The sequence below is a fragment of the Paucibacter sediminis genome (assembly GCF_030254645.1).
GTDB classification, from domain to species: Bacteria; Pseudomonadota; Gammaproteobacteria; order Burkholderiales; family Burkholderiaceae_C; genus Paucibacter_B; species Paucibacter_B sediminis.
In genome coordinates, this window is sequence record NZ_CP116346.1 from 2,369,186 (window position 1) to 2,391,715 (window position 22,530).

Below are 22,530 nucleotides of genomic sequence, written 5' to 3' on the forward strand. Positions count from 1 at the left end.
CTACAAAGACAAAGAGCCTGTGCTGGCAGTAGTTCCAGACAGGCTCCTTGATCGCGACAGCTGCTTACTTACGCAGACCCAGCTTCTGGATCAGTGCGGTGTAACGCGAAGCGTCCTTGCGCTTCAGGTAAGACAGCAGGCTCTTGCGGGCGTTGACCATCTTCAGCAGACCGCGGCGGCCGTGGTGGTCCTTGGCGTGCAGCTTGAAGTGGGGGGTCAGCTCGTTGATGCGAGCGGTCAACAGGGCCACTTGGACTTCCGGCGAACCGGTGTCGTTGGCGCTGCGAGCGTTCGACTTGACGATGTCTGCTTTGTTCAGATCGGCGACTGCCATGGTGCGTTCCTAGATGCAGGAAGCCGCTGGCAGCGCACGCTCTCGCTAGAGACTCGTGACGCTCTCAGACGGTTTCCTATGATTGACTTGCGGTCACAGGTGAAACCGACCCGTGCCGTGCGAAAGCGCTGATGCACCTTCCAAAATCTCATGGAGCGGCGGCATCAACAGGTGTGGATTATCGCGGAAATGCGCGGGAGCTACGACTTCAGCCGCGGTGGGGTGTTAGACGGCGCAGCTAAGACCTGGCTAATGGCTGCTGTTCAGTGCAGCGAACTTACGCATCCGACCCAATGCATTCGGTCGGCTTGGCAAGCTCGACGACTGCTTCGCAGCGGGAGCGGGCCTTGAACAACGGCGACCGAACTCACGCTTCCTGACACCAACCAGCCATTGGGTCTGGTGTAAGGAGCTGACCCTCCCACGCCCTGAGGGCCAATGCGTTGACGATTTAGGACAATTGCCCTATTCTCGCCAACGCTAGGTCAATCGTCCTAACTGCGGATATTCATGAGCACTCGCGAATGTATTGTTCAAGCGGCTGACGCTCTGTTCTACGAACGCGGCTTTGAGCGCACCTCCTTTGCGGACATCGCCGAGGCGGTGCAGATTTCGCGTGGAAACTTCTACTACCACTTCAGGACCAAGGACGAGATCCTCGACGCAGTCATTGCGGCGCGGACGATGCGCACGCAGTGCATGCTTGCCCAGTGGGAGGCTGAATGCGAGGGTCCGCAGAATCGCATTCGGCTCTTCGCGGAGTTATTGATTCGCAACCAGGCCAAGATCATGAAGCACGGCTGCCCGGTTGGCGGCCTGTGCATGGAGTTGTCCAAGCTCGGTCACGCCGCTCAGGATGGTGCCAATGCCATCCTTGACCTTTTCCGGGCCTGGCTGCGCCAGCAGTTCGAACAGATGGGGCGCAAGAAGGACGCCGATGCGCTGGCGCTTCACCTGCTGATGCGCAGCCAGGGCGTAGCCACGCTGGCACAGGCGCTGCACGACAAGCAGTTCGTACAGCACGAGGTAGACCAGATCATGTCCTGGGTCCAGTCCTGCGCGCCCAGCACCAAGCGCAGGGTTGCCTGACATTTTTACAACGAGGAGGTTTCATGTTCGTGGTGTTCCTCAAGTTCTCGAGCAAGCAGTCGCAGGCAGCGCAGCACATGAATGGGCACAAGTCCTGGCTGCAGCAGGGTTTCGATGACGGCGTGTTCTTGATGTCCGGCAGCCTGCAAGCCAGGCAAGGTGGCGCGCTGCTGGCGCATAACACCTCTCGAGAGGAACTGGAGGCGCGGGTCAGGCTCGATCCCTTTGTGACCGAAGACGTGGTGACTGCGGAGATCACTGAATTCCTGCCCGGCAAGGCAGATGCCCGACTGCAATTCCTGCTGGAGCCAAGCTGATATGGGGTCGACGATTGCTGGTCCCGATGGGCTGCCTCGATGTGCCTGGTGTGCCGCGGCGCCGGAGTTTCTCCACTATCACGATACCGAGTGGGGTTTCCCGGTCTCGAACGATCAGCGCCTGTTCGAGAAGCTCAGTCTCGAGGCATTCCAATCGGGTTTGAGCTGGCGGACTATCCTGGCCAAGCGCGAGAATTTCAGGGCCGCCTTTGATGGCTTCGACTTCCGCCGCATCGCGACGTTTGGTGAGACGGATGTCGAACGCCTGCTGGGCGATAGCGGCATCGTGCGTCATCGCGGAAAGATCGAGGCAGTGATTCACAACGCCCGCATGGCCGAGCAGCTTGCCGAGCGGAATGGCTCGCTGGCCGCCTACTTTTGGGGTTTCGAACCCGATACAGAGCAATTGGCTGCGCCTCAGTCGGCATCGACGTCCCCCGCCTCGGTGGCCTTGTCGAAGGATCTGAAACGCTCAGGCTGGAAGTTCGTAGGTCCCACCACCGTCTACGCCTTCATGCAGGCCACGGGCCTCATCAATGACCATGCGGTGGGGTGCACGATCCGAAACAGGGCCGACGAAACGCGCAAGGCATTCCGCCGACCTGGCCGCCCAGGCTGAGACTCTGCATTCAAACCACCTGCTCCCATGGCGCCGACAGCCGCACCGCCCCGTGGATGATGCCCACCATCGAGTAGGTCTGCGGAAAGTTGCCCCAAAGCTCGCCGGTGGCAGGCGAGAGGTCCTCGCTCAACAGCCCCAGAGGATTGCGGCGTGCCAGCATCGCCTCGAAGGCCTCCCGGGCCTGTGCATGGCGGCCGATGCGCGCCAGTGCGTCGATACGCCAAAAGGAACAGACATTGAAAGCCGTCTCCGGGAACCCGAAATCATCCCTGGCCTCATAGCGCCTCATGTACGGTCCGTCGCACAGCGCCTGTTCCAGCGCATGGACGGTGCTGATAAACCGTGGATCCTTCGGCCTCAGAAACCCGACTTCGCCCATCAACAGGACGCTGGCGTCCAGGTCGGTGCCATCAAAGCTTTCGACGAAGGCCTGTCGCTTCTCGCTCCAGGCGCGCTCGACAATTTTGGCGTGAATGATCCGGGCGCGTTCGCGCCAGCACCGGGACCGCTCTGGCAGCGCCAGGCTGTCGGCCACATGGGCAAGGCGATCGCAGGCCGCCCAGCACATCAACGCTGAGGAGGTGTGAACGCGCGCGCGGGTGCGCAACTCCCAGATACCGGCATCGGGCTGGTCATGCAGGCGCCAGGCCTGCTCCCCCATTGACTCCAGAGCAGCAAAGTCACTCGCGTCACCACGCCGGAATAGTCGGTGGTCGTGGAAGGCCTGTGCGGCACCCAACACCACGCTGCCATACACATCGTGCTGGAAATGCTCCTGGGCCTGGTTGCCTATGCGCACCGGCCCCATGCCGCGGTAGCCGCTGACATGGGGCAGCACGGATTCTGGAAGCTCGGCCTCCAGGCCGATGCCATACAGCGGCTGCACATGACCGCCCTTGGCGCCACGCACCACGTTGTAGAGCCAGTTCAAGTAGCTCTCCATCGTGCCCACTTCAGACAGGCTGTTGAGCGCCCGCACGACAAAGAAGGCGTCGCGCAACCAACAGTATCGGTAGTCCCAGTTGCGGCCGCTGTTCGGCGCTTCGGGAATGCTGGTGGTCATCGCCGCGACGATGGCCCCCGTCTCCTCGTACTGACACAGCTTTAGGGTGATCGCAGCCCGGATCACTGCGTCTTGCCATTCAAGTGGCAAGGCCAGGCGATGGGTCCAATGACGCCAGTAGAGTGCCGTCTGTTCTTCGAAGCTGCGGGCGGTTTCCTCGATTCCCTCTCCCAACGTCTCGTCCGGCCCCAGCAACAGGCTGACCGGCCTGTGCAACGCAACCCAGGTGCCATCGACCAGATAGGTCAGTGGCACGTTGGTGGTCAGTCGCAAGGTGATCTCAGGCAAGACGTAGCGCAGGTGGTGGCTGCCGCGCGTGATGCTCGGTTGCGCCCGTCCCCAATCTCCGCGTGGGCATAGGCGAAAACGCACCCGAGGGTGGCCAGAGATTGGGTGAATGCGACGCACGAGCTGCGCAGGGCGGTAGGGACGATCTCTTGTGATGAAGCGCGGCGCAAAGTCGACCAGCTCAATGCCCTGGCCCTGCGTATCCCAAAGCCGCGTGCGGACGATCGCCGTTCCCGGGTCATAGCATTGCTCCGCGCGCTCGAAGTCTTCGAGCTCAATGCTGAATGCGCCCTCGGCGTCGACGCCTTGCGCCGAATGCATGAGGGCATCGAAGACCGGGGTGCTGTCGAAGCGCGGCATGCAGCACCAGACGATGCGGCCTCGTTCGTCAATCAGTGCGCTGACATTGCAGTTGCCGATCAACGCAAGGTTCAAAGAGGCCCGCTGGGCGGGAGCATTTGTCGTTGCTTGCATGAGGGCCTTCCTACGTCACAGGAAATCTTGTCGCTTTAGAGGCATGTATATTGGCACAAATGTAGTTTTGAAATACACACGACAAATCGCACTCCAACACCTCCCGATGAAGACCCTTCGCCTGCAGCTCAGGTTTCTGCTTCCGCTGGCCTTGACCCTCGTGGCTGCGGCCTATGTCGCGGTGCCCCTGCTCGACCAGGTCACGCTGCGCTGGTTCTCCCGCGACCTCAACAGCCGCGGCGTGCTCGTGGCCAATGCCCTGTCCGACTCCGTCGCGGAAGCCCTGCTGGCTGGCAAGCCTGAACGGCTTGAGGCCCTGTTTGACCGCACCATTCAGGACGAGCGCCTGTTTGCCATTGCCGTCTGCGGCGTCGACGGCCGCGTTTTGCAGAGCACACGCGCATTCCCGGCAGACCTGAGCTGCGCACGCGGCCTGGAACTTGCAGGCCGCCCGGACCCTCGCCTGGACCTGGCTGGGGGGGCGGTCCATGTCGGCGTCCACGCAGTGATGGGGCTGCGACAGGCCGTCGAGGAGCCAGTGTCGCCTGCATCTGCCGCCGCCGAGCCTGCAGCATCCTCTTCTGAGTCGGCGGCCGAGGTCGACCCGGTACGCCCATCGCCGGAGCCCGTGCTCGTCGGCAGGCTGGTCCTGCTTCACGACCTCAGCTTTATCGAGAAGCGCAGCCAAGACACGCGCCGGTACCTGATCGGCTTCATTGCCAGCCTGGGCTTCCTAATTGCCCTCATAACGGTGATCGTCGCGCAGCTGAGCTGGCGCGGCTGGGTCAATGGCGTGCGCGCCGTGATGCGGGGCGAGGGGCTGGTCAGCCCTTTGCTACCGCCGCCCGAGCTAGCGCCTTTCGTCGACGACCTGCGCGCCAGTCTGCGCGACCTCGAGGACGAGTACCGCCGCATGCAAGGCCCCGAGGTCGACTGGACCGGCGAGCGCCTGCGGATGCTGCTGCATACGCAGCTGCGCGGCGATCAGGTCATCGTGGTGTCAAACCGTGAGCCCTACATCCATGAGCATGGACCGGACGGCATCGTCGTGAAGCGGCCAGCCAGCGGTCTCGTGACGGCCGTGGAGCCGGTCATGCGGGCCTGCTCGGGCACCTGGATTGCGCATGGCAGTGGCAGCGCTGATCGAGACGTGGTCGACCGCGCCGATCGTGTCGGCGTGCCGCCCGGCCATCAGGACTACCAGTTGCGACGCATCTGGCTGACGCCCGAGGAGGAGCAGGGCTACTACTACGGCTTCGCCAACGAAGGCATGTGGCCGCTGTGCCATGTGGCCCACGTGAGGCCGGTATTCCGCGAATCGGATTGGGAGGCCTACAAGCAGGTCAACCAGCGTTTCGCTGATGCCGTGGTGGCCGAAGCGCGCAGCGAGGATCCTGTGGTTCTGGTGCAGGACTATCACTTCGCCTTGTTGCCGGCCATGATCCGGGCAAAGCTGCCCCAGGCCACCATCCTCACCTTCTGGCACATCCCATGGCCCAACCCGGAGTCCTTCGGCATCTGCCCATGGCGCCGGGAGATCCTGCAGGGCATGCTGGGCAGCACCATCCTTGGCTTCCATACGCGTTTTCACTGCAAGAACTTCATGGAGACCGTCGATCGCTATCTGGAGGCTCGCATCGAGGACGAGCACTCGACGATCAGCTTCCAGGACAAGGAAACCCTGGTCGAGAGCTACCCCATTTCGATCGAATGGCCTGACGAGGCCGTTGCTGCAGCTTGGCCTCCGATCGCCGAATGCCGCCGCCGCGTGTCTGAGCGCCTGCAGTTGCCGGCCGTCGTGCGGCTGGCCGTCGGCATCGACCGGTTTGACTACACCAAGGGCATCATTGAGCGGCTCAATGCCGTGGAACGAATGCTCGAGAAGGCCCCCGAATGGATCGGCCGCTTCGTGTTCGTCCAGGTGGCAGCGCCCACCCGCGCGGCGCTCGACGAGTACCGCAGCTTCCAGGAGCGTGTCGAGCGCATCACCGAGCGGATCAATTCACGCTTCTCGAGGCCTGGCTATCAACCCATCCATCTGCTGGCCCAGCACCATGAGCCGGAAGCAGTGAATGAACTATTTCGCGCGGCTGACATCTGCGTTGTCACGAGCCTGCATGACGGCATGAACCTCGTCTGCAAGGAGTTCGTGGCCGCGCGAGATGACCAGCAAGGCGTCCTCGTGCTGAGCCGGTTTGCCGGTGCGGCTCGCGAAATGACCGAGGCGCTGATCGTGAACCCCTATCACGTCGAGGAGACGGCCGATGCATTGCTGCGCGCAGCCCTCATGCCGGCGGCCGAACAGCGTGAGCGCATGGCCAGCCTGCGCAGCACGGTGCGGGAATTCAATGTATTTCGCTGGGCCGGCCGCATGCTGTCGGACGCAGGCCGTTGGCGCCTGCGAGCGCGTGTGGAAGCCAGGGTTCGACGGCTCGGCGAAGGGTGAGGACCGGGTCTCGATGCTGCATGTCTTCAGTCCCCAGGGTGAGGCGCATCTCGCGGTCACGATGTGTGCCCGACCTCTGCTCGCTTTCGATTTCGACGGCACGCTGGCGCCCATCGTGGCCCGACCCGACCGGGCGCGCATGGCCCCTGGCGTCGCAGCGCGGCTTAGCAAGTTGTCGGAGCATCTGCCCGTGGCCATCGTGACCGGGCGGGAAATCGCCGATGTCCGCCCCCGGTTGGGATTCGAGCCCGAGTTCATCGTTGGCAGCCATGGGGCCGAGAGCGAAGTCGGCAGTGACGATGCGCCATGGCGTTCTGCGCTACAGGACGCTCGCGTCTGGCTGCAGTCCTATCGGCCCGAGCTGCAGCAGCTCGGGGTTCAAATGGAGGACAAGCGCCATTCCATCGCCCTGCATTACCGCCTGGCCCCGGATCCGGAACGCGCGAGCCGCAGGCTCGAAGAGATCCTGCGTGGAGCCAGCCCTGCGCTGCATGTGTTCGGCGGCAAGCGGGTCTTCAATGTCGTCGCCGCCATGGCTCCCGACAAGGCAGATGCCGTGCACCGCCTGGCCCTGCTGGCGCAACGCGAAGCGGCGGTCTTCGTCGGCGACGACCTCAATGACGAACCCGTCTTCGAGCGCGCACCGCCAAGCTGGTTGACCATCAAGGTCGGCCGGACCGATCCACCCTCCAGGGCACGCTTCTATCTGGACAGCCCCAACGAGATGGCCATGCTCCTGGATCGCATGATCGTCCTGCTCGGCGAGCGGAGCCCTTGACGATTGTTGGCTACGCGGCCGCTGACTCGCGCTGTACCGGGGCAGCATCAAGGCGGCAAAGTTGCGCCTGTGCAAGCGCCGAGTACAAGGGCACGCTGATCCAGCGCGAGATCAGGTTGGCGCCGAGCGCACCGGTCATCAGGCTCAGCACCATGGCATGACCATCGACCATTTCCATCACGATGATGAAGGCCGTCAACGGCGCCTGGGTCACGGCCGCGAGGAAGGCCGCCATGCCGATCGCGATCAGTGGCGCCGAGCCCTCGTGCATGCCGGCCAGCAGCGCCATGTCATTGCCGATGCCGGCACCGATGGCCAGCGAGGGCGCGAAGATGCCGCCAGGTACGCCTGACCAGACCGCCAGCCAGGTCGCGACGAGTCTCAGCGTGACATAGAGCATGGGCATGTCCATATGGCCTTCAACCAGGCGGCGCGTGTAGCCGTAGCCACTTCCGAAGGTGGCACCATCGCTCACCAGTCCGACCACCGCAACGACCAGCCCGCAGGCAGCCGCGAAGCGGATCGGATGGCGGTGCTTGAGGCGGCTGAAGTAATCCTGGCCGCCGACCATGCTTGTGTGGAGCAGTCGCGAGAACAGGCCGCCGGTCAGGCCACAGCCCAGCACCACCAGCAGACCGGGCAGCAGGTAGTGCCAGCTCAGCAGCCCCACATGGATTTCGCCAAAATAGCTGGCATTGCCATAGGCCGAAACGGCCATCAGGCCAGCCAGCACGATGGCGGCCACGATGAGCCCGCTGTTGCGCTCCTCCAGCTTGCGTGACAATTCCTCGATGGCGAACATCACGCCGGCGAGCGGCGCATTGAAAGCGGCTGCAATGCCCGCGGCCCCTCCGGCCACCAGCAGGCCGTGGTGGTTGATCGCTGAACGCTCAGGCAGCCAGCGGCCAGCATGTTGCATCACGCCGGCGGCAATCTGGACCGAGGGGCCTTCTCGCCCTATGGCCAGACCGCCGAGCAAGCCGCCTGCAGTCAAGAGGATCTTGGCCATGCTCAATCGCAAGGACACGAACAAGGAGCAACGTTCGCGATCGACCATGGGCGACAGGGCAGCCATCACCTGAGGAATGCCCGACCCGGACGCGCCCGGCGCAAAGCGGCGCGTCAGCCAGACGAGGCTCGCCGTGCATGCCGGAACCCAGACGAGCGGCAGCCACGGGCTCCAGCTCCTGAGTGCAAAGAATCCGCCCAGCGCCTGTTCACTGAGCCAGGTGAAGGCCACCACGGCCAGGCCGGCGCCTGCCGCATAGGCCAGCACGACGACGCGGCCCACCCACTGACGCCAGTCGGCGAGGTCACGGCGAAGTGCCGTCACGAAGTCAGGTTGTTGCATGGGCGGCACTAGCGTCCTGTAGTTGCAGGGCTCCGTTGCGGAGCCCTTCACGACATGCACATGTCTTGCCTTCGGCAACAAAAGCAATAACATTGGCACAAATGCAATTAGTGTAAGCTTGCGCGCCGGCCGATCGAGCGCCGGTCAAGACAACCAAACAAACTACTGGAGACATCGTGCGTCGTTCACTACTCATCCTTGGCCTGATCTCAGCCCTTCTGGCTGCCTGCTCGAGCACCCCAGTCGCAACTCCGGCGCCCCCAACCCCTGTGGCGCCGGCTCCGGCGGCGGCACCGCCAGCCCCTGCACCCAAAGCCGCGCCTGCACCGGTGGCGGTGTCGCGCATCGTGCCCCTGCACCTGGATCCCAGCAGCGCGCTCAGCCGGGAGCACAGCGTCTTCTTTGACTTCGACAGTTCGATCATCGGCAGCGACTACGCTGGCGTGACCGAGCGTCATGGTCATTACCTGGCGCAGCAGGGCAATCTGAAGGTGACCGTTCAGGGAAATACTGACGAACGCGGCGGGAGCGAGTACAACCTGGCTCTGGGCCAGCGCCGCGCGGAAGCCGTGAAGTCGGCGCTGAAGCTGATGGGCGCCAAGGACGCGCAGATTGAAGCCGTCAGTTTCGGCAAGGAGAAGCCCGTCGCCATGGGTCACGACGAAGCAGCATGGCGCCAGAACCGGCGCGCGGACATCGTCTATCTGAAGTAATGCGTGAGGCAGCCTCGCGATGACTCGAGCCTTCGCGAAGCGGGTCTCCCGCAGTGGGAGTCCTAACGGGATTTGGGCGCCTCTTGGGGCGCCATTTTTTTGCCGAATATGATCTGCGTATGACGAAGAAGGCACGTACCCGACTCAGTAATCCCGACGTCGAAGACGAGGCGGCGATTCGTGTGTTGCGGCAGTTCAGGCAGATCTTTAATGCCGTCAAGACGCACTTTCAGCGCGTCGAGAAGAAGGTGGGCCTCGGCGGCGCGCAGCTGTGGGCACTGGGCGTCATCCGAGACCGGCCGGACATTGGCATGGGCGAACTTGGCAAAGCCTTGAACATTCATCAGTCCACGGCAAGCAACCTGGTGAAGTCGCTGGTAGAGCGCGATCTGGTTGTCGCCGCCAAGACCGGCAGCGATCGTCGGGCCGTCAGCCTGCGACTGCTGCCGGAAGGTGCGAAGCTGCTGAAGCGCAGCCCCGGTCCCTTTACGGGCGTGTTGCCGGAGGCGCTCGCCGCTCTCGATGCAGAGTCGCTCGAGCGGCTGGAAGCGGATCTGGCGCGTCTGATCGATGTGCTGCACGCCGACGAGCGCGGCGGAAATATTCCCCTCGGCAATCTCTGAGTGCCCCGCAAGCTCGGCGGCTGCCTGCGGTGAGCGCCACCGCTGACCTGCTACATTTGTACAAATGCATTTTTGCAGAGCGCCGCGACCCTGTGTCGCAGAGGCCGCATGCTCAGCAGCCATTGATCATCGCTAGAGGCCTGGGACCATGTTCGCGAGGATTCTTGTCGCCGTCGGTTTCGGTCGCAGCACAGGCGTCGCTGTCGAAGATGGACTGCGCCTGGCGGCCGAATTGAATGCGCAGGTCACTTTTGTTCACGTCGTGACGTCATTCGATCTGCCGATTGTCGAGGCCCCTGCCCAGGCCTACCTCACGCCCGATGAATTGCGCGCTGGGCTGGGTGCCGCCGCGGCGGCCGTCCTCGCTTCCGCAATGGCGCAAGCGAAGGCGCACGGCATTGACGCCAGGTGCGCCGCAATCAGTGGCGTCTCGATTGCCCGGCCTCTTTCCGAATTCGCGCGCGAAGAAGGCTGTGAGTTCATCGTTGCCGGCTCCAGCGAGCGCACTTGGTGGCGCCGATTGTTCGGCACCTCAGTTGCCAGCACCCTGGCAGACATCACCGATATGCCCATCTGGGTGAGTAGTCAACATCCCTGGCGGGAGGGCGGCAACTTTGCATCGCGGCGGGCGCTGGCACCTAGGTGAGCCCTCAGCTGGCTACGCTCCCGCCTGGTACTGAGCCTATCCCCGGGGCAGCAGGTTGCTCGCGCTGGTCGGGCCACCACGCGGTGCTGTCATGACCAGGCACCCGGTGCCCGATCAGACCATTCAGTACTTTGCACTCGCCGTCTTTGTGCTGACGCTGGCACATACCGGGCAATGATGCTGAACATGCTGGCGTTGCTCGGCGTGCTGTTGACGGCGCTCTATTTCATCGGACTGGCCGCGGTGGCTCTTGCAATCCCCGAGAGGGCGGGACGATTCTTGGCGAGCTTCGCGGAGACTCCAATTGCGCACTTCGTCGAAATGACCCTTCGCCTGAGGTCTCCGAGCTGAGACGGCGAGGAGAGGCTCTTCATGAACTTTCCGAGGTCCACAATAAGTTCAGCTGGACGTGCCGGCGGAACGTTTGCCACTGCCTTGACGCAGGCGGTTGGCGTGCCGCCGCACTTCGCTTGCCGGCAATGGTCCGCCGTGCCCCATGAAGAAGTGGAGGGAACCTTCCGCTGTCAAGCGATCCAGGGCGTCGGCAACACGCGATGGGTCGTCTTCGAAAGGCGGGCGCTTCGCCCGGCCCGTCAGCGCGATCCCGCCGAGGAGAATTCCGGATGAGATGAGATCGCCGACAAGCGCCTGGCCATCGTCAAGCGCGACACTCAACGATCCGCAGGTATGGCCGGGTGTGGAAACAACCGTACCGGCGACGCCATACGGCCGCAGGTCCAGCGTCTGGTTTCCCGAGAGCAGGATGTCTGGCTCAAAGGGCTCGTAGGCACGTTGGATCAGGCCGGTGCGATAGAAGAGCCGGCCGAATGCCCCAGTTGCACAGAACGTCATCCGCTTGTGCTGCCTGTAGTGATCCAGATCGCCCTGATGTGCACAGACGGGAGCCCCGGTCAGCGCCCGGATCCTGCCTGCATTGCCGGCATGGTCAATATGGGCGTGCGTGACCACGATCAGCTTGACGTCCGACCAAGCCAGATTCCGCGCCCGTAACGCTTGCTCCACGACATCCTGAGTGTCAGGTAGACCGGCGTCGACCAAGATTGCGCCGTCAGTGCCCAGCACAAGATGCGCGTTCACGAGTCCGAAGGGAAGGATGGGAATGCGCACGACTTCCTGACGCACTCTCATGCCGTGCCTTCCACGGAGCCATTGCCAGTGCTCGGCAGCCTTCCATGAACCCATGAGGTGACTTCGCTGAGTGGGACGTGTTCCGCGGCGGCACGCGCGTAGAAGGCGCGCTCGATGCGGCCGTCCGCGCCTATGAGAAAGTCTGCGGGCATTCTGTCGATGGGGCCATCCACGCGTCCGGGCAAGAAGCCCCGGAAGAAGGCGCGGAAGGCATGGAACACGTTGGCTGGGGCCAGCAGCCCCGCCCAGCTCCGTTCAACGCCATAGAGACGGTAGAGATGCATCTCCGGGTCTGGAATGAGGGAAAACGGCGAGTCCTGTCGACCCACGTACTCCCCCATGCTCTCGGCGCTGGACTGGAAGACGACCAGCATGACGAGCCCCGCTCTCGCCAAACGCTCATGCGCAAGCACCATATCGCGCACCCTGAGGTTGCACATCGGGCAAGACGCGTAGCGCATGAACGAAAGGAGTACCGGCCGCCCCTTGAAGTCAGAGAGTCGGATGGACTGGCCGAACATATCGGCGGTGACGAACTCAGGCGCCAAGGCGCCCTCTTGAAGTGGCATGGTCAACCTCATTTGGACGATCGACCAATATTATCAGGACGACTGTCCAAATTGCAATCAACTTTTGGACGATCGTCCAGATACAATTCGCCCATGAGCAACTCCTCAACCACACGTGATCGCGTTGTCGACGAAGCCCTGCGCCTCTTCGCCACGCGTGGATTCGCCGCCACGTCGATCGCTGATGTGGCTGAAGCCTCCGGGCTCTTGAAAGGCAATCTGGCGTACTACTTCAAGTCGAAAAAGGATCTGCTGGATGCTGTTCTCGACAAGAGATCCAAGACGCTATGGGCAGAGCTCGTCGAGCCCGCGCAGGAGGGAGAGGACGCCCGGACCACGATCACGCGGCTGCTGCAGCATGTCAGGGACACTGCCGAAGAGCTAGCGCTCTATGGTTGCCCTGTCGGCGGCTTGTCTACCGAATTGGGAAAGACCGACGCCGACCTGCACTCCCCCGCGGCCTCTCTGCTCTTGCAGCTTGAGAACTACTTGCGAGAGGCCTTCGCTCAGGTCCTGCCCAAGGCGCAGGCGCAGCGAGCTGCTGAACACCTGCTCTCCGTGTTGCAGGGTGCCGCGGTGGTCGCGCAAGCACGGCGTGACCCTGGCGTCGTTCATCGTCAAGTGGATGAAGCAACGGCCTGGCTGGGCACGGTGCTGCAGACTCCCAAGCAGCAGCGGGTGCGTGGCAAATAGACGGCGAGCGCGAGGGGCTGCTGGTGTCCCCGGATCACTTTGCCAACTTTGCATTTCGGCGGCGCTGGCAGCGAGATGAGCCCTCAGCTGGCTACACTCGCGCCGGGTGCTGAGCCGATTCACGGGGCAGCAGGTAGATCGCGCTGGTCGGGCCGCCACGCGGAACTGTCACGACCATGCAGCCGACGCCCGATCAGACCATTCAGTACCTTGCCCTCGCCATCTTTGTGCTGGCACTGGCGCATACCTTCGCCGCCAAGCAGTTCGAACGCCTTTCCCACCGATTCCCCAAACATGCCGGGCTGTTCCACCTGCTCGGCGAGGTGGAGGTCGTCTTCGGGTTCTGGGCGATCGTCCTGGTCCTCGCGATGGCCGGCATGCAGGGCGGGACGCAGGCGCTGGCCTATGCGGAAACGCGCAACTACACAGAACCGCTCTTCGTCTTCGTCGTCATGGTGGTGGCGGCTTCGCGGCCGGTTTTGCGCACTGTGGTCTGGGCAGTCGATGCCTTTGCCCGTCTGTTGCCGCTACCGACGCCGATGGCCAGCGCCTGGTTGGGCCTGGCGGCGGTGCCGCTGCTGGGTTCGCTGATCACCGAACCGGCAGCCATGACCATCGCCGCGCTGATGCTGGCCCCGCAGGTGTTCCGTCCCCAGGTGCCCGAGAAGCTGAAGTACCTGGCACTCGGCGTCCTGTTCGTCAATGTCTCCATCGGTGGCACGCTCACCTCCTACGCCGCACCGCCGGTGCTGATGGTGGCCACGACCTGGCACTGGGACAGCGCCTTCATGTTCGCGCATTTCGGCTGGAAGGCAGCGCTGGCTGTGCTGGTCAACGCCTCGGTCGTCACACTGCTGCTGCGCAAGCACCTGGTCATTGGGGGGGGAAGCGTCGCGCCGGAAGAGGCCGTGCCCCTGCCCGTCGTGCTGGTGCACCTGTCATTGCTCGCTGGCGTCGTGCTGCTGGCCCATCACCCGGTCGCGTTCCTCGGCCTCTTCCTGATGTTCCTCGGTTTCAGTCAGGCCTATGAGCGGCACCAGAGCCCGCTCATCATCAAGGAGGCGCTGCTCGTGGCATTCTTCCTGGCTGGCCTGGTGGTACTCGGCGGGATGCAGGCCTGGTGGCTGCAACCCCTGGTGTCCAGCCTCGAACCCTTGGCCCTGTTTTTCGGCGCGCTCGGCTTGACAGCCGTCACCGACAACGCGGCGCTGACCTACCTGGGCTCGCTCATCACCAGCATCTCCAGCGAGGCCAAGTACATGCTTGTGGCGGGCGCTGTTGCCGGTGGCGGCCTGACGGTGATCGCCAATGCACCCAACCCGGCGGGCGTGGCCCTGCTCAAGCGGGGCTTCGAGGACGAGTCGATCGGCGCCGGCGAGCTGCTGCTTGGGGCGCTGGGGCCGACACTGGTGGCGGCCGCGGCCTTCTTGCTGCTGTGAATAACGCCCCTCTCGTCATCGTGCTGCTGACAGGCAGCTACTTCGTCGGGCTCGCGGTCCTGGCCGTGATGGCCCCGGCGAAGGCCCGGCGTTTCCTGTCGGGCTTCGCGGGATCGGCGCTCGCGCACTACGCCGAGCTCTCCCCTCGCCTCGTCGCGGGTGGCGCTTTCGTGCTTCAGGCACCGTACCTGCTGCTCACAGATGCCTTCAGCTTGTTTGGATGGGCTCTTGTGGGGACGACAGCTTGCCTCCTGGTATTGCCATGGGGATGGCATCGGCGCTTCGCACAGATGGCGGTCCCGCGTGCGCTTGAACGACTGGGATGGATTGCTGTCGCGTCATTTGCGCTCGGCTGTCTAGTGCTGTCCTGCGCCGCGCTGGGACCGACTGGCGCTCCAGCGTGACATGCACGAGCGGGCTGCCTGAGAATGGGAGACACGCTCCCTCCAGACAGCGACCGAGCCTGAAATGCAAGCGGGGTGTCGGGCGGCGCGGAAGGCTTCCATGTCCACCAAGGGGAACTCATGAAGATCCATGGCCAATGCCATTGCGGCAGCATCAGCTTCACAGCCGAGGCGGACCCATCGAAGGTCGTTGTCTGCCATTGCACGGACTGCCAGACGATGTCGGGTGCACCCTATCGGGCCGTGCTGCCCGTGCCCGCTCAAGACTTCACGTTGACAGGCACGCCGAAGGTCTACATCAAGACCGCGCAGAGCGGCAACCGTCGCGCCCAGGCCTTTTGCGGAGAATGCGGCACGCCGCTGTATGCGACCTCGCCCGATGCTCCCGCCGTCTATGGCGTGCGTCTCGGATGCGTGGCCGAGCGTTCGCAGTTGGAGCCGGTCAAGCAGATCTGGACCGCCTCGGCAATGCCATGGGTCCACGACCTTGAGAACCTGCCGGGAACGCCAGGACAGTAAAGGCCTCGCGCCACGAGCCTCGCTGCGGGGCCGCCATTCAAGCTCATGCAGCTGACGTGCCCCAGCCCCCAGACGCCAGCAAGGAAAGCATTGCCCACTCATTGCCCTGGCCCATCGCGAAGCGTGAGCCGATGCCTTGAGCACAATGGTTCAGGAAAGCACACATGCCCTTCGATCCCCACCTCGCCGACTTGATGCGGAGCGCGCTCACGGGTCGCCCGGGCATCGAGGAAAAGAAGATGTTCGGCGGCTACTGCTGGATGCTGCGCGGCCACATGCTGTGCGGCGTTGAAGTCGGCAGGTTCATGTTTCGGGTCGGCAAGGACCTGGAGTCCGAGGCGCTCGCCCGACCGGGCGCGACACCGATGGACATCACGGGACGCCCGATGCGCGGCATCGTCTGGGTCAACGCCGATGACGCCATCGACGTCGGCCTGGACACCTGGATAGCGCTCGCCGCGCGCTTCGCCGGCTCGCTGCCGCCCGAGTAGCCTTGCGCTGCGGCCTGCACGGACCCAAGGCCGATTCGACAAGACTGGCGCACAGCAACAGCGCGCCGCCGTTCCGCCCAGCGAAACATTGCATTCGGCTCGGTGGTCATTCTGTTTTCTGACGTGCTCAACCATAGTTCGGTCACTCGCTGCAGCGCTTGCAGCGGGGTCAACGCCACGGACCGAACCATGAGCCGCGCCTACTCAGACCTTGCCTTCACGCCCACCGTGCGTGCCATGCAGACCCGCATGGGCAGCCGGTCGTCCTACGCACGCCTGGACCAGGCCGAGGATCGCCGCGATGCCTTGACTGAACGCGAAGCCGAGTTCATCAGCGAGCGCGACGGCTTCTATCAAGCCACCGTGGGCGAAACCGGCTGGCCCTATGTGCAGTTCCGCGGCGGCCCGGCCGGCTTTCTGAAGGTGCTGGACGCCAAGACGCTGGCCTACGCCGATTTCCGCGGCAACCTCCAGTACATCAGCGTCGGCAATCTCCAAGGCAACGATCGCGTCTCGCTCATGCTGATGGACTATGCGAACCAGCGACGCCTGAAGATTCTTGGCAGGGTGCGCCTGGTGAGCGAGGCCGAGGATCAGGCCTTGCTGGCCAGGCTCAGGCCGCCGCAGTACCGCGCGCACGTCGAACGGGCCTTCGTCATCACGGTCGACGCCTACGACTGGAACTGCCCGCAGCACATCACGCCGCGCTTCACCGAAGCCGAGATCGAACAGGCCGTGCTGCCGCTGCGCGCCGCGCTCGAGCAAGCGCGCAGCGAACTGGCCCGACTGCGGGCCGCGTCGCCACATCGGCCCTAGTCGGTCGACCCACTGTCAAGCCAGTCCCGGCGCGAGGCCGCCGGGGCGGGCGAACTCGTCCCGCCTCAACCCCAGGAGTTCCACCATGCACATCAAGCAAATGCTCACCAAGGCCCGTTCCGACGCTGCCATCACCCCGGTCGAGGCGCGCGACGCCATGCTCGGTTGCTTCGTCACCATTCATGGCGAGACGCTCAAGCGCGGTGCCGCGCTGCTGGGCAAGCCGCTCAATGACGATCAGGCCGAGCACCATGCCACCGTCATCATGAAGGGACTGCTGGGTCCGCAATGGGATCGCCCGACCAAGGCGGCCCTGGCCGAAGCGCGCATTCGCATGGACCAGAAGATGAACTTCTCGCAGGCACCGCAAGACTTGCAGGACCTGCACGAACAGGTGTGCAACCTGATCGTCAGCAAGACGGCCTGAGGCCGCTGCGAGCGCTTCAGCCGGGCGGCGCCAGCCGCTCGCGCAGCCGTTCGATGGCCAGGTCTATGAAGGCCCGCGCCTTGTGCGAGGCGTGGCGACCTTCGCGGTGCACCAGATGCACCGGCAGAGGCGCGAGTTCATACTGCTCCAGCACCAGGCGCAGCTCGCCGCTACGGACGAGGCCGTCGACCTGGTAGGACATCAGGCGTGTCAGCCCGAAGCCGCCCACGGCGGCCGCGATGGCCGAATCATTGGTCGTGGTCAACATGCGCGGCGCGAGCTTCACCGCCTTGACCTCCCCCTCCACCTTGAAGCGCCACTCCGGCGCCGGCGTGACCGCATTGGCCGAAATCAGCGCATGGCCGAGCAGGTCCTCGGGCAGCTGCGGCTCGCCGTGCTCGGCCAGATAACCCGGCGCGCCACAGATGACGCGGCGCACGCTGCCGACGCGGATCGCCTGCAGTGAGGAGTCCGGCAACTCGCCAATGCGCACGGCCACATCCACCCCTTCGTCCGTCAGGTTCACCACCCGGTCCAGGAACCAGCAGGAGGCCGTGACCTCGGGATAGCGCTGCAGGAACTCGGTCACGACCGGCGTGACATGCAGCGCGCCGAACAGCACCGGCGCGGTGACGGTCAGGCGCCCCCGCGGCGCGCCGTGCAGGCCGCTGACCGATTCATCGGCCTCCGCCAGCTCTGCCAGGATGCGCCGGCAATCCTCCACATAGCGCGCGCCGGCCTCGGTCACGCGAACCACCCGCGTGGTGCGTGTCAGCAGACGTGCGCCCAGGTGCGCCTCCAGCTCGCTGATGGCCCGCGTGACGGCCGGGGGCGAAATGCCCAGCTTGCGCGCCGCGCCGGCAAAGCCGCTGGCATCGACCACCGCCACAAAGACATTGATGAGATGCAGTCGGTCCAACTGTTCCTCCAGCCGTAACGGTGTATTGGATCTGGCGGTGATTCTAATCATCAGCCGATTCAACGACAGTTCAGTCATTCGCTGAACACCCAGTGAATGCCAGCCGAATCACCCATCACCCCACCGGAGTTTGAACATGTCCCGTCTCAGCATCCCCACCGTCGAGCAATCCCTCCAAGCCGCCAAGCCCCTGCTGGCCGCGGTCGAGAAGCAACTGGGCGTCGTGCCCAATCTGATGAAGCTGGTCGGCCACAGCCCGGCCGCGCTGGAAGGCTATCTGTCGCTGAGCGGCGCCGTGGCCAAGGGCAAGCTGAGCGCGCAGCTGCGCGAGCGCATCGCGCTGACCATCGCCGAGTTCAATGGCTGCGACTATTGCCAGTCGGCGCACAGCTATCTGGCCGCCAACGTCGCCAAGCTCAGCGCCAGCGAGATCGACGCTGCCCGCGACGCCCGCTCCGACGATGCACGCACGGCCGCAGCACTGCACTTTGCCCGCCGCGTGGCCGAGTCGCGAGGCCGCGTCTCCGATGCCGACCTGGCTGCCTTGCGCGCCGCCGATTTCGACGAAGCCGCGGTGCTGGAAATCGTGTTGAACGTGGCGCTCAACGTGCTGACCAACTACGTCAACAACGTGGCGCAGACCGACGTCGACTTCCCCCTGGTCACGGCCAAGCTGGCGGCCTGAGCACCCGAAGGACGGCCTGGCCGTCCTTTCCCACACTATTTCCCATTCGCTGCCATCATGACCACGACGAACGAAGCCCCACGCCCGCCCTTGCCACCGTTCACCATCGAGACTGCGGCACAGAAGGTCCGCATGGCCGAAGACGCGTGGAACACGCGTGATCCGCAGCGCGTGGCACTGGCCTACACGCCGGACAGCCGCTGGCGCAACCGCAGCGAGTTTCCGCGCGGTCGCGAACAGATCCGGCAACTGCTCGCGCGCAAGTGGGCGCGCGAGCTGGACTATCGCCTCATCAAGGAGCTCTGGGCTCACGAAGGTAACCGGATCGCTGTGCGCTTTGCCTATGAATGGCATGACGACGCCGGCAACTGGTTCCGCTCCTACGGCAACGAGAACTGGGAATTCGATGCGGGCGGCTTCATGGCCGTGCGGCACGCCAGCATCAACGACATGCCGATCCAGGCGCAGGAGCGCCTGTTCCATTGGCCCCAGGGTCCACGCCCCGTCGACCATCCAGGCCTCAGCGAATTGGGGCTTTGAACGATCCCAGCCGAGCAGGCTTGGGACTACCATGGTTGCCGGCTCTGGCCCGCAACATGACGCACAGAGAAATGACGAGTACTGAACCGCAATTGAATGAAGTACTGAGCCTGCGCCAGGAACTGGCGGGCCAACGCCAGGCGCTGCTGGCCAGCCTGCTGGTCTCTGCCTGGATGGTCGAGGCGCGCGACCCCTATACCGGCGGCCACCTCTGGCGCGTGGCGCGCATGGCGCACGCCTTGGCCCTGGAGTCCGGCAGCACGCCGCGCGAAGCGAGCCGCATCGCGATGGCAGGCTTTCTGCATGACCTGGGCAAGGTAGGTATCCCAGACGCCATCCTGCGCAAGCCGGGCCGCCTCACCGACGAGGAGTTCGCGACGATCAAGACCCATCCACGGGTCGGGGCCCGCATGCTGTCGGGCCATCCGCTGGCCGAGTTGGTCATCGGCGTGATTCATCACCACCACGAAATGCCGAACGGACACGGCTATCCCATGGGCATGGAGGGCGCTGAGATTCCGCACGATGCCCGCCTGGTCGGCATCTGCGATGCATTCGATGCGATGACGAGCACGCGACCCTACCGCGCAGGCATGCCCATCGCCAAGGCCCTGGACATCATCGAGTCCGAACTGGGCAAGCAGTTCGATCAGGTGCTGGGGGCGAAGTTCGTGCGCATGGGACGCGACGGAGCCTTCGACGCCATCGTCGGCCACAGCGACGACGGCATTCCGCTGCAACATTGCCCGGCATGCGGCCCAACGCTGGTCCGCACGCGCGATGCACGCGCTGGCGACCATCTGGGCTGCCCGGCTTGCACGGCGCGCTTCACGTGGACGAGCACCGAGCAGGGGCTGCAAGCCGTGCCGACTGGCGAGCACGCGCCGGCGCAAGAGCTGGAGCCTGGTTTGGACCGCGCCCAGATCGAAGCCCTGGTACTCGATTGGGCTGACGCAATCGCAGGCAACTAGAGGTGCCGGCTCAACGATTTCGAGAACACAAAATATGCGCTGCTTCTACTTGTACGTCGGCATCCTGACATCCGCACTCGTCTGCGCATGCGGCAGCCTGCCCGACCCTGGCGGACACCCCGTGGTGTCTCTGCCCTTGAACTTTGCCTGGGTGGATGGTCGCAAGGTCGAATACGTCACCACGGACATCTCCGATCCAGCGATGGCGAAAGCGCTGGGCGTCAACCTCGTTCCCCGCTTGGCCCAGGCCGTCCCGGCGCAAGGCCGGCCCTCGCTCGTCGAGCGGGTCTACAAGTTCGTGGACGACTCGCAGATCACCGTTTTCCAGTCGGCGCCCTCGCCGACAGGCCCGAGCAACGCAGACGCCTCCTACAGTCCGCTGTGGCGCATGGTGCTGGTACGGTGGAACAAGTCAGCGCAGGCCCGAGAGATGAAGTCGGAGGAGCAGATCCTGCGTGCCGTTGACGCCAATGAAGTGTCGCTTGAGATGACGAACATCGTCGTCAACTGTCCGATCACGCGGTCCGTGGACGGCCTGGCGATAAAAGGAGCACGCTAGCGCCGTGAAGTCGGGAAGGGGCTGACCCGCTCCAAGCCGCAGGCTGGCAAATTGCGTCAGTGACTGGTTATGACCAAAGCTGCCGTTCAGCCCATCCGAAACGAATGACCGAGTTCAGCCTGAAGAAGCCGTAGCTTGGGGAGGAACAGCTTTGCGGTTGCCGTCCTTGGGGCCCGCCTCGAGACCGACGGCTTAAGAGCCCATGGCGGTCAGCCGTTTGCTCGGACTTGCGCTTGTAGCGCTGTGTGGCAGCGGGATCTGGTTGTGGTGGCGACGCCGTTGAAACCAGCAAGTCGATCAGCGGAATGAAGCGGTGAGCAAGACGAACCACGGCGCGACGAGCCCGGCGCTGCGGTTCACTTTCTCGTGGGCATTTGCACTCGTGCGGCCGCTACGTTGGCTGCGACATGGCGTCGAGCGAGCCGCCGATGCCGCCACCATGAAGACAGCGCCATTACGGCCGTTCCGGCATGCGCCCACCCGGCGCCTGCATGCAGCGATTCTGGGAACATATAGCTGAGCCCATAAGCCAGCAGCACGCACAGCGCAAGACTGACGCTGACCCACAGACCAGTGCTTCGCTGCTGTGCCCATCCCATGCGTCCACTCAAGCGCCAGCCAGGCAGCAGATGGCTGCTGGTCAGCATGCCAAGCCCTAGCAGGCAGAACATGCTGGCCAGGCCATGCAGGCGCATCAACCAGGCCTCCCCGGTGGTGGGCAGGGCATCGGCATCGCGGCCGTAATGCAGCAGCAGCCAGGGCAGGCCGCTCAACAGCAGCAGCGCAAAGCCGGTATAGAGCCAGCGTTTTTGCCAGCGAGGAATCTTCAGTGCGTGGTGGTGGCGCATGGTTCAGACTGCGGGGTCGACGTGCCAGGTCCAGGCCAGGGCCCGCAGCCGATCAAGGAGGGCGGATTGTCCCTCAAGCCCAAGTGCCACCAGCTTGCACAGCGCGTCGGCCCATAACGCGCTGGGTGCGGCCACCGCCACCTGTACGTCCAGGCCAGGTGCTGCACCCGTCAGGCGGCTGCGGCTGTCGGGCCCGTAATAGCTGCTAGCAAAGGCGCCGTCGGCCAGGCTGCCGATCTCGCGCAGCCCACCGTGGTGCTCGTCGCGCAGGTACAGCGGCAGGGGCAGGGGTCCGAACACGCGCAGGTCGCCACCGGCATTCACCGCGCCCCAGGCGCAGCCGGCGCGGCGCAGCTGGGCGATCAGGCGGTCCACCACATAGCCTTTGGCAATACCGCCCAAGTCAAGATGGGTGCCAGCCTCCGTTTTGCACAGGCGGCCGCGCGCGAGGGTCCAGCCCCGGCAACCGCTGCCCTGGCTGATGTCGAAGGCGCCGCCGCTGCGGTTGCGCAGCCAGGCCGCCACGGCCAGCACATGCTGAGCCGCAGGCCTCAGGGTCAGGTCTTGCCCCGGCGGCAGAGCGTTGAAGCGCGCGATGTCGCTGTCTGGCTCGAAACGAGAGAGCTCGCCCTGCAGCCGAGCCACCAGCGCAAAGCCTGCCTGCAGGGCCGCCGCGCCGGCGGCCGCATCGGCATGCCGCAGGCTGATCTCCAGCAGCGTGCCCAGCCAAGGCTGGGCGCGGCGCTGCAGCTGCATA

28 protein-coding genes are annotated in these 22,530 nt (G+C 64.3%); 20 read left to right on the top strand and 8 right to left on the bottom strand.

Annotated features, from left to right (window positions below; all coding sequences use genetic code 11):
* Nucleotides 1-64: 64 nt before the first annotated feature.
* Nucleotides 65-334 carry a 30S ribosomal protein S15 gene (rpsO, locus tag PFX98_RS10935; RefSeq protein ID WP_285235233.1) on the bottom strand — a complete coding sequence of 90 codons (270 nt, stop codon included), beginning with the start codon at nt 332-334 and terminating at the stop codon, nt 65-67.
* 510 nt (nt 335-844) lie between these two features.
* Between rpsO and PFX98_RS10940 the strand changes: the two genes are divergently transcribed.
* The 3 genes from PFX98_RS10940 to PFX98_RS10950 are packed head-to-tail and all read left to right on the top strand — an operon-like array spanning nt 845 to nt 2,359.
* The gene (locus tag PFX98_RS10940) at nt 845-1,423 is read left to right on the top strand and encodes a TetR/AcrR family transcriptional regulator (RefSeq protein WP_285235234.1); all 579 of its coding nucleotides are present in this window, start codon (nt 845-847) and stop codon (nt 1,421-1,423) included.
* A 23-nt stretch (nt 1,424-1,446) separates the two neighbouring features.
* A complete protein-coding gene (locus PFX98_RS10945) occupies nt 1,447-1,740 on the top strand; it encodes a YciI family protein (RefSeq protein ID WP_285235235.1) in 294 nt (97 codons plus the stop codon).
* Nucleotide 1,741: 1 nt separating this feature from the next.
* A complete protein-coding gene (locus PFX98_RS10950; RefSeq protein WP_285235236.1) occupies nt 1,742-2,359 on the top strand; it encodes a DNA-3-methyladenine glycosylase I in 618 nt (205 codons plus the stop codon).
* A 10-nt stretch (nt 2,360-2,369) separates the two neighbouring features.
* On the opposite strand, the gene PFX98_RS10955 is transcribed toward PFX98_RS10950, so the two are convergent.
* Nucleotides 2,370-4,187 carry a glycoside hydrolase family 15 protein gene (locus tag PFX98_RS10955; RefSeq protein WP_285235237.1) on the bottom strand — a complete coding sequence of 606 codons (1,818 nt, stop codon included), beginning with the start codon at nt 4,185-4,187 and terminating at the stop codon, nt 2,370-2,372.
* Between the two features lie 106 nt (nt 4,188-4,293).
* On the opposite strand from PFX98_RS10955, the gene PFX98_RS10960 reads away from it, so the two are divergent.
* Complete coding sequence (locus PFX98_RS10960; protein ID WP_285235238.1) at nt 4,294-6,633, top strand: alpha,alpha-trehalose-phosphate synthase (UDP-forming); 2,340 nt, start codon at nt 4,294-4,296, stop codon at nt 6,631-6,633.
* 13 nt (nt 6,634-6,646) lie between these two features.
* On the top strand, nt 6,647-7,411 hold the full coding sequence (otsB, locus tag PFX98_RS10965) for a trehalose-phosphatase (protein WP_285235239.1): 765 nt from the start codon (nt 6,647-6,649) through the stop codon (nt 7,409-7,411).
* Between the two features lie 10 nt (nt 7,412-7,421).
* Here otsB and PFX98_RS10970 read toward each other — a convergent pair whose 3' ends face one another.
* Nucleotides 7,422-8,762 (bottom strand): chloride channel protein, encoded by a 1,341-nt coding sequence (locus PFX98_RS10970; RefSeq protein WP_285235240.1) that lies wholly within the window; start codon nt 8,760-8,762, stop codon nt 7,422-7,424.
* Nucleotides 8,763-9,097: 335 nt separating this feature from the next.
* On the opposite strand from PFX98_RS10970, the gene pal reads away from it, so the two are divergent.
* The 4 genes from pal (at nt 9,098) to PFX98_RS10990 (ending at nt 11,095) form a co-directional block, all read left to right on the top strand.
* A complete protein-coding gene (gene pal / locus PFX98_RS10975) occupies nt 9,098-9,475 on the top strand; it encodes a peptidoglycan-associated lipoprotein Pal (protein ID WP_342399182.1) in 378 nt (125 codons plus the stop codon).
* A gap of 119 nt (nt 9,476-9,594) precedes the next feature.
* The gene (locus tag PFX98_RS10980; RefSeq protein WP_285235241.1) at nt 9,595-10,098 is read left to right on the top strand and encodes a MarR family winged helix-turn-helix transcriptional regulator; all 504 of its coding nucleotides are present in this window, start codon (nt 9,595-9,597) and stop codon (nt 10,096-10,098) included.
* Between the two features lie 148 nt (nt 10,099-10,246).
* Nucleotides 10,247-10,744 (top strand): universal stress protein, encoded by a 498-nt coding sequence (locus PFX98_RS10985; protein ID WP_285235242.1) that lies wholly within the window; start codon nt 10,247-10,249, stop codon nt 10,742-10,744.
* 174 nt (nt 10,745-10,918) lie between these two features.
* Nucleotides 10,919-11,095, top strand: a complete 177-nt coding sequence (locus PFX98_RS10990; RefSeq protein WP_285235243.1) for a hypothetical protein — start codon at nt 10,919-10,921, stop codon at nt 11,093-11,095.
* A 48-nt stretch (nt 11,096-11,143) separates the two neighbouring features.
* On the opposite strand, the gene PFX98_RS10995 is transcribed toward PFX98_RS10990, so the two are convergent.
* Both PFX98_RS10995 and PFX98_RS11000 read right to left on the bottom strand, forming a co-directional pair.
* Nucleotides 11,144-11,893, bottom strand: coding sequence for an MBL fold metallo-hydrolase (locus tag PFX98_RS10995; protein ID WP_285235244.1), 750 nt, complete (start codon nt 11,891-11,893; stop codon nt 11,144-11,146).
* Nucleotides 11,890-12,462 carry a peroxiredoxin-like family protein gene (locus PFX98_RS11000; protein ID WP_285235245.1) on the bottom strand — a complete coding sequence of 191 codons (573 nt, stop codon included), beginning with the start codon at nt 12,460-12,462 and terminating at the stop codon, nt 11,890-11,892. The genes PFX98_RS10995 and PFX98_RS11000 overlap by 4 nt, the downstream gene beginning before the upstream one ends.
* A gap of 93 nt (nt 12,463-12,555) precedes the next feature.
* Here PFX98_RS11000 and PFX98_RS11005 point away from each other — a divergent pair, with 93 nt between their 5' ends.
* From PFX98_RS11005 to PFX98_RS11035, 7 genes are all read left to right on the top strand, one after another.
* Nucleotides 12,556-13,155, top strand: a complete 600-nt coding sequence (locus PFX98_RS11005; RefSeq protein ID WP_285235246.1) for a TetR/AcrR family transcriptional regulator — start codon at nt 12,556-12,558, stop codon at nt 13,153-13,155.
* Between the two features lie 176 nt (nt 13,156-13,331).
* The gene (locus PFX98_RS11010; protein WP_285235247.1) at nt 13,332-14,594 is read left to right on the top strand and encodes a putative Na+/H+ antiporter; all 1,263 of its coding nucleotides are present in this window, start codon (nt 13,332-13,334) and stop codon (nt 14,592-14,594) included.
* Nucleotides 14,591-14,998, top strand: coding sequence for a hypothetical protein (locus PFX98_RS11015; protein WP_285235248.1), 408 nt, complete (start codon nt 14,591-14,593; stop codon nt 14,996-14,998). Before PFX98_RS11010 ends, PFX98_RS11015 begins: the two co-directional genes overlap by 4 nt.
* A 120-nt stretch (nt 14,999-15,118) precedes the next feature.
* Entirely contained in the window at nt 15,119-15,517 is a 399-nt protein-coding gene (locus PFX98_RS11020) for a GFA family protein (RefSeq protein ID WP_285235249.1), read from the top strand.
* A gap of 164 nt (nt 15,518-15,681) precedes the next feature.
* The gene (locus PFX98_RS11025; RefSeq protein ID WP_285235251.1) at nt 15,682-16,008 is read left to right on the top strand and encodes a TfoX/Sxy family protein; all 327 of its coding nucleotides are present in this window, start codon (nt 15,682-15,684) and stop codon (nt 16,006-16,008) included.
* A 189-nt stretch (nt 16,009-16,197) separates the two neighbouring features.
* Nucleotides 16,198-16,824 (top strand): pyridoxamine 5'-phosphate oxidase family protein, encoded by a 627-nt coding sequence (locus PFX98_RS11030; protein WP_285235252.1) that lies wholly within the window; start codon nt 16,198-16,200, stop codon nt 16,822-16,824.
* 85 nt (nt 16,825-16,909) lie between these two features.
* On the top strand, nt 16,910-17,251 hold the full coding sequence (locus PFX98_RS11035) for a hypothetical protein (protein WP_285235253.1): 342 nt from the start codon (nt 16,910-16,912) through the stop codon (nt 17,249-17,251).
* A 16-nt stretch (nt 17,252-17,267) separates the two neighbouring features.
* Here PFX98_RS11035 and PFX98_RS11040 read toward each other — a convergent pair whose 3' ends face one another.
* Nucleotides 17,268-18,170, bottom strand: a complete 903-nt coding sequence (locus tag PFX98_RS11040; protein WP_285235254.1) for a LysR family transcriptional regulator — start codon at nt 18,168-18,170, stop codon at nt 17,268-17,270.
* 136 nt (nt 18,171-18,306) lie between these two features.
* Between PFX98_RS11040 and PFX98_RS11045 the strand changes: the two genes are divergently transcribed.
* The 4 genes from PFX98_RS11045 to PFX98_RS11060 all read left to right on the top strand — a co-directional run bounded on the left by PFX98_RS11045 (nt 18,307) and on the right by PFX98_RS11060 (nt 20,925).
* On the top strand, nt 18,307-18,855 hold the full coding sequence (locus tag PFX98_RS11045) for a carboxymuconolactone decarboxylase family protein (protein WP_285235255.1): 549 nt from the start codon (nt 18,307-18,309) through the stop codon (nt 18,853-18,855).
* A gap of 57 nt (nt 18,856-18,912) precedes the next feature.
* Nucleotides 18,913-19,395, top strand: coding sequence for a nuclear transport factor 2 family protein (locus tag PFX98_RS11050; protein WP_285235256.1), 483 nt, complete (start codon nt 18,913-18,915; stop codon nt 19,393-19,395).
* A 71-nt stretch (nt 19,396-19,466) separates the two neighbouring features.
* A complete protein-coding gene (locus PFX98_RS11055) occupies nt 19,467-20,366 on the top strand; it encodes an HD-GYP domain-containing protein (protein ID WP_285235258.1) in 900 nt (299 codons plus the stop codon).
* 34 nt (nt 20,367-20,400) lie between these two features.
* Nucleotides 20,401-20,925, top strand: coding sequence for a DUF7482 domain-containing protein (locus tag PFX98_RS11060; protein ID WP_285235259.1), 525 nt, complete (start codon nt 20,401-20,403; stop codon nt 20,923-20,925).
* Between the two features lie 356 nt (nt 20,926-21,281).
* Here PFX98_RS11060 and PFX98_RS11065 read toward each other — a convergent pair whose 3' ends face one another.
* Together PFX98_RS11065 and PFX98_RS11070 are read right to left on the bottom strand one after the other, a co-directional pair.
* Nucleotides 21,282-21,773, bottom strand: a complete 492-nt coding sequence (locus PFX98_RS11065) for a hypothetical protein (protein WP_285235260.1) — start codon at nt 21,771-21,773, stop codon at nt 21,282-21,284.
* A 3-nt stretch (nt 21,774-21,776) separates the two neighbouring features.
* Nucleotides 21,777-22,529 carry an FAD:protein FMN transferase gene (locus PFX98_RS11070; protein ID WP_285235262.1) on the bottom strand — a complete coding sequence of 251 codons (753 nt, stop codon included), beginning with the start codon at nt 22,527-22,529 and terminating at the stop codon, nt 21,777-21,779.
* Nucleotide 22,530 lies beyond the last annotated feature (1 nt).

Coding starts and splice junctions, on each gene's coding strand:
- PFX98_RS11005 (WP_285235246.1), top strand. CDS start 12,556: ATGAGCAACTCCTCAACCACACGTGATCGCGTTGTCGACGAAGCCCTG.
- PFX98_RS11035 (WP_285235253.1), top strand. CDS start 16,910: ATGCACATCAAGCAAATGCTCACCAAGGCCCGTTCCGACGCTGCCATC.
- PFX98_RS11000 (WP_285235245.1), bottom strand. CDS start 12,462: ATGCCACTTCAAGAGGGCGCCTTGGCGCCTGAGTTCGTCACCGCCGAT.
- PFX98_RS10990 (WP_285235243.1), top strand. CDS start 10,919: ATGATGCTGAACATGCTGGCGTTGCTCGGCGTGCTGTTGACGGCGCTC.
- PFX98_RS10955 (WP_285235237.1), bottom strand. CDS start 4,187: ATGCAAGCAACGACAAATGCTCCCGCCCAGCGGGCCTCTTTGAACCTT.
- PFX98_RS11070 (WP_285235262.1), bottom strand. CDS start 22,529: ATGCAGCTGCAGCGCCGCGCCCAGCCTTGGCTGGGCACGCTGCTGGAG.
- rpsO (WP_285235233.1), bottom strand. CDS start 334: ATGGCAGTCGCCGATCTGAACAAAGCAGACATCGTCAAGTCGAACGCT.
- PFX98_RS11060 (WP_285235259.1), top strand. CDS start 20,401: ATGCGCTGCTTCTACTTGTACGTCGGCATCCTGACATCCGCACTCGTC.
- PFX98_RS11065 (WP_285235260.1), bottom strand. CDS start 21,773: ATGCGCCACCACCACGCACTGAAGATTCCTCGCTGGCAAAAACGCTGG.
- PFX98_RS10995 (WP_285235244.1), bottom strand. CDS start 11,893: ATGAGAGTGCGTCAGGAAGTCGTGCGCATTCCCATCCTTCCCTTCGGA.
- PFX98_RS11025 (WP_285235251.1), top strand. CDS start 15,682: ATGCCCTTCGATCCCCACCTCGCCGACTTGATGCGGAGCGCGCTCACG.
- PFX98_RS10950 (WP_285235236.1), top strand. CDS start 1,742: ATGGGGTCGACGATTGCTGGTCCCGATGGGCTGCCTCGATGTGCCTGG.
- PFX98_RS10970 (WP_285235240.1), bottom strand. CDS start 8,762: ATGCAACAACCTGACTTCGTGACGGCACTTCGCCGTGACCTCGCCGAC.
- PFX98_RS10940 (WP_285235234.1), top strand. CDS start 845: ATGAGCACTCGCGAATGTATTGTTCAAGCGGCTGACGCTCTGTTCTAC.
- PFX98_RS11055 (WP_285235258.1), top strand. CDS start 19,467: ATGACGAGTACTGAACCGCAATTGAATGAAGTACTGAGCCTGCGCCAG.
- otsB (WP_285235239.1), top strand. CDS start 6,647: ATGCTGCATGTCTTCAGTCCCCAGGGTGAGGCGCATCTCGCGGTCACG.
- PFX98_RS11020 (WP_285235249.1), top strand. CDS start 15,119: ATGAAGATCCATGGCCAATGCCATTGCGGCAGCATCAGCTTCACAGCC.
- PFX98_RS11010 (WP_285235247.1), top strand. CDS start 13,332: ATGCAGCCGACGCCCGATCAGACCATTCAGTACCTTGCCCTCGCCATC.
- PFX98_RS10980 (WP_285235241.1), top strand. CDS start 9,595: ATGACGAAGAAGGCACGTACCCGACTCAGTAATCCCGACGTCGAAGAC.
- PFX98_RS11030 (WP_285235252.1), top strand. CDS start 16,198: ATGAGCCGCGCCTACTCAGACCTTGCCTTCACGCCCACCGTGCGTGCC.
- PFX98_RS10960 (WP_285235238.1), top strand. CDS start 4,294: ATGAAGACCCTTCGCCTGCAGCTCAGGTTTCTGCTTCCGCTGGCCTTG.
- PFX98_RS10945 (WP_285235235.1), top strand. CDS start 1,447: ATGTTCGTGGTGTTCCTCAAGTTCTCGAGCAAGCAGTCGCAGGCAGCG.
- PFX98_RS10985 (WP_285235242.1), top strand. CDS start 10,247: ATGTTCGCGAGGATTCTTGTCGCCGTCGGTTTCGGTCGCAGCACAGGC.
- PFX98_RS11045 (WP_285235255.1), top strand. CDS start 18,307: ATGTCCCGTCTCAGCATCCCCACCGTCGAGCAATCCCTCCAAGCCGCC.
- PFX98_RS11050 (WP_285235256.1), top strand. CDS start 18,913: ATGACCACGACGAACGAAGCCCCACGCCCGCCCTTGCCACCGTTCACC.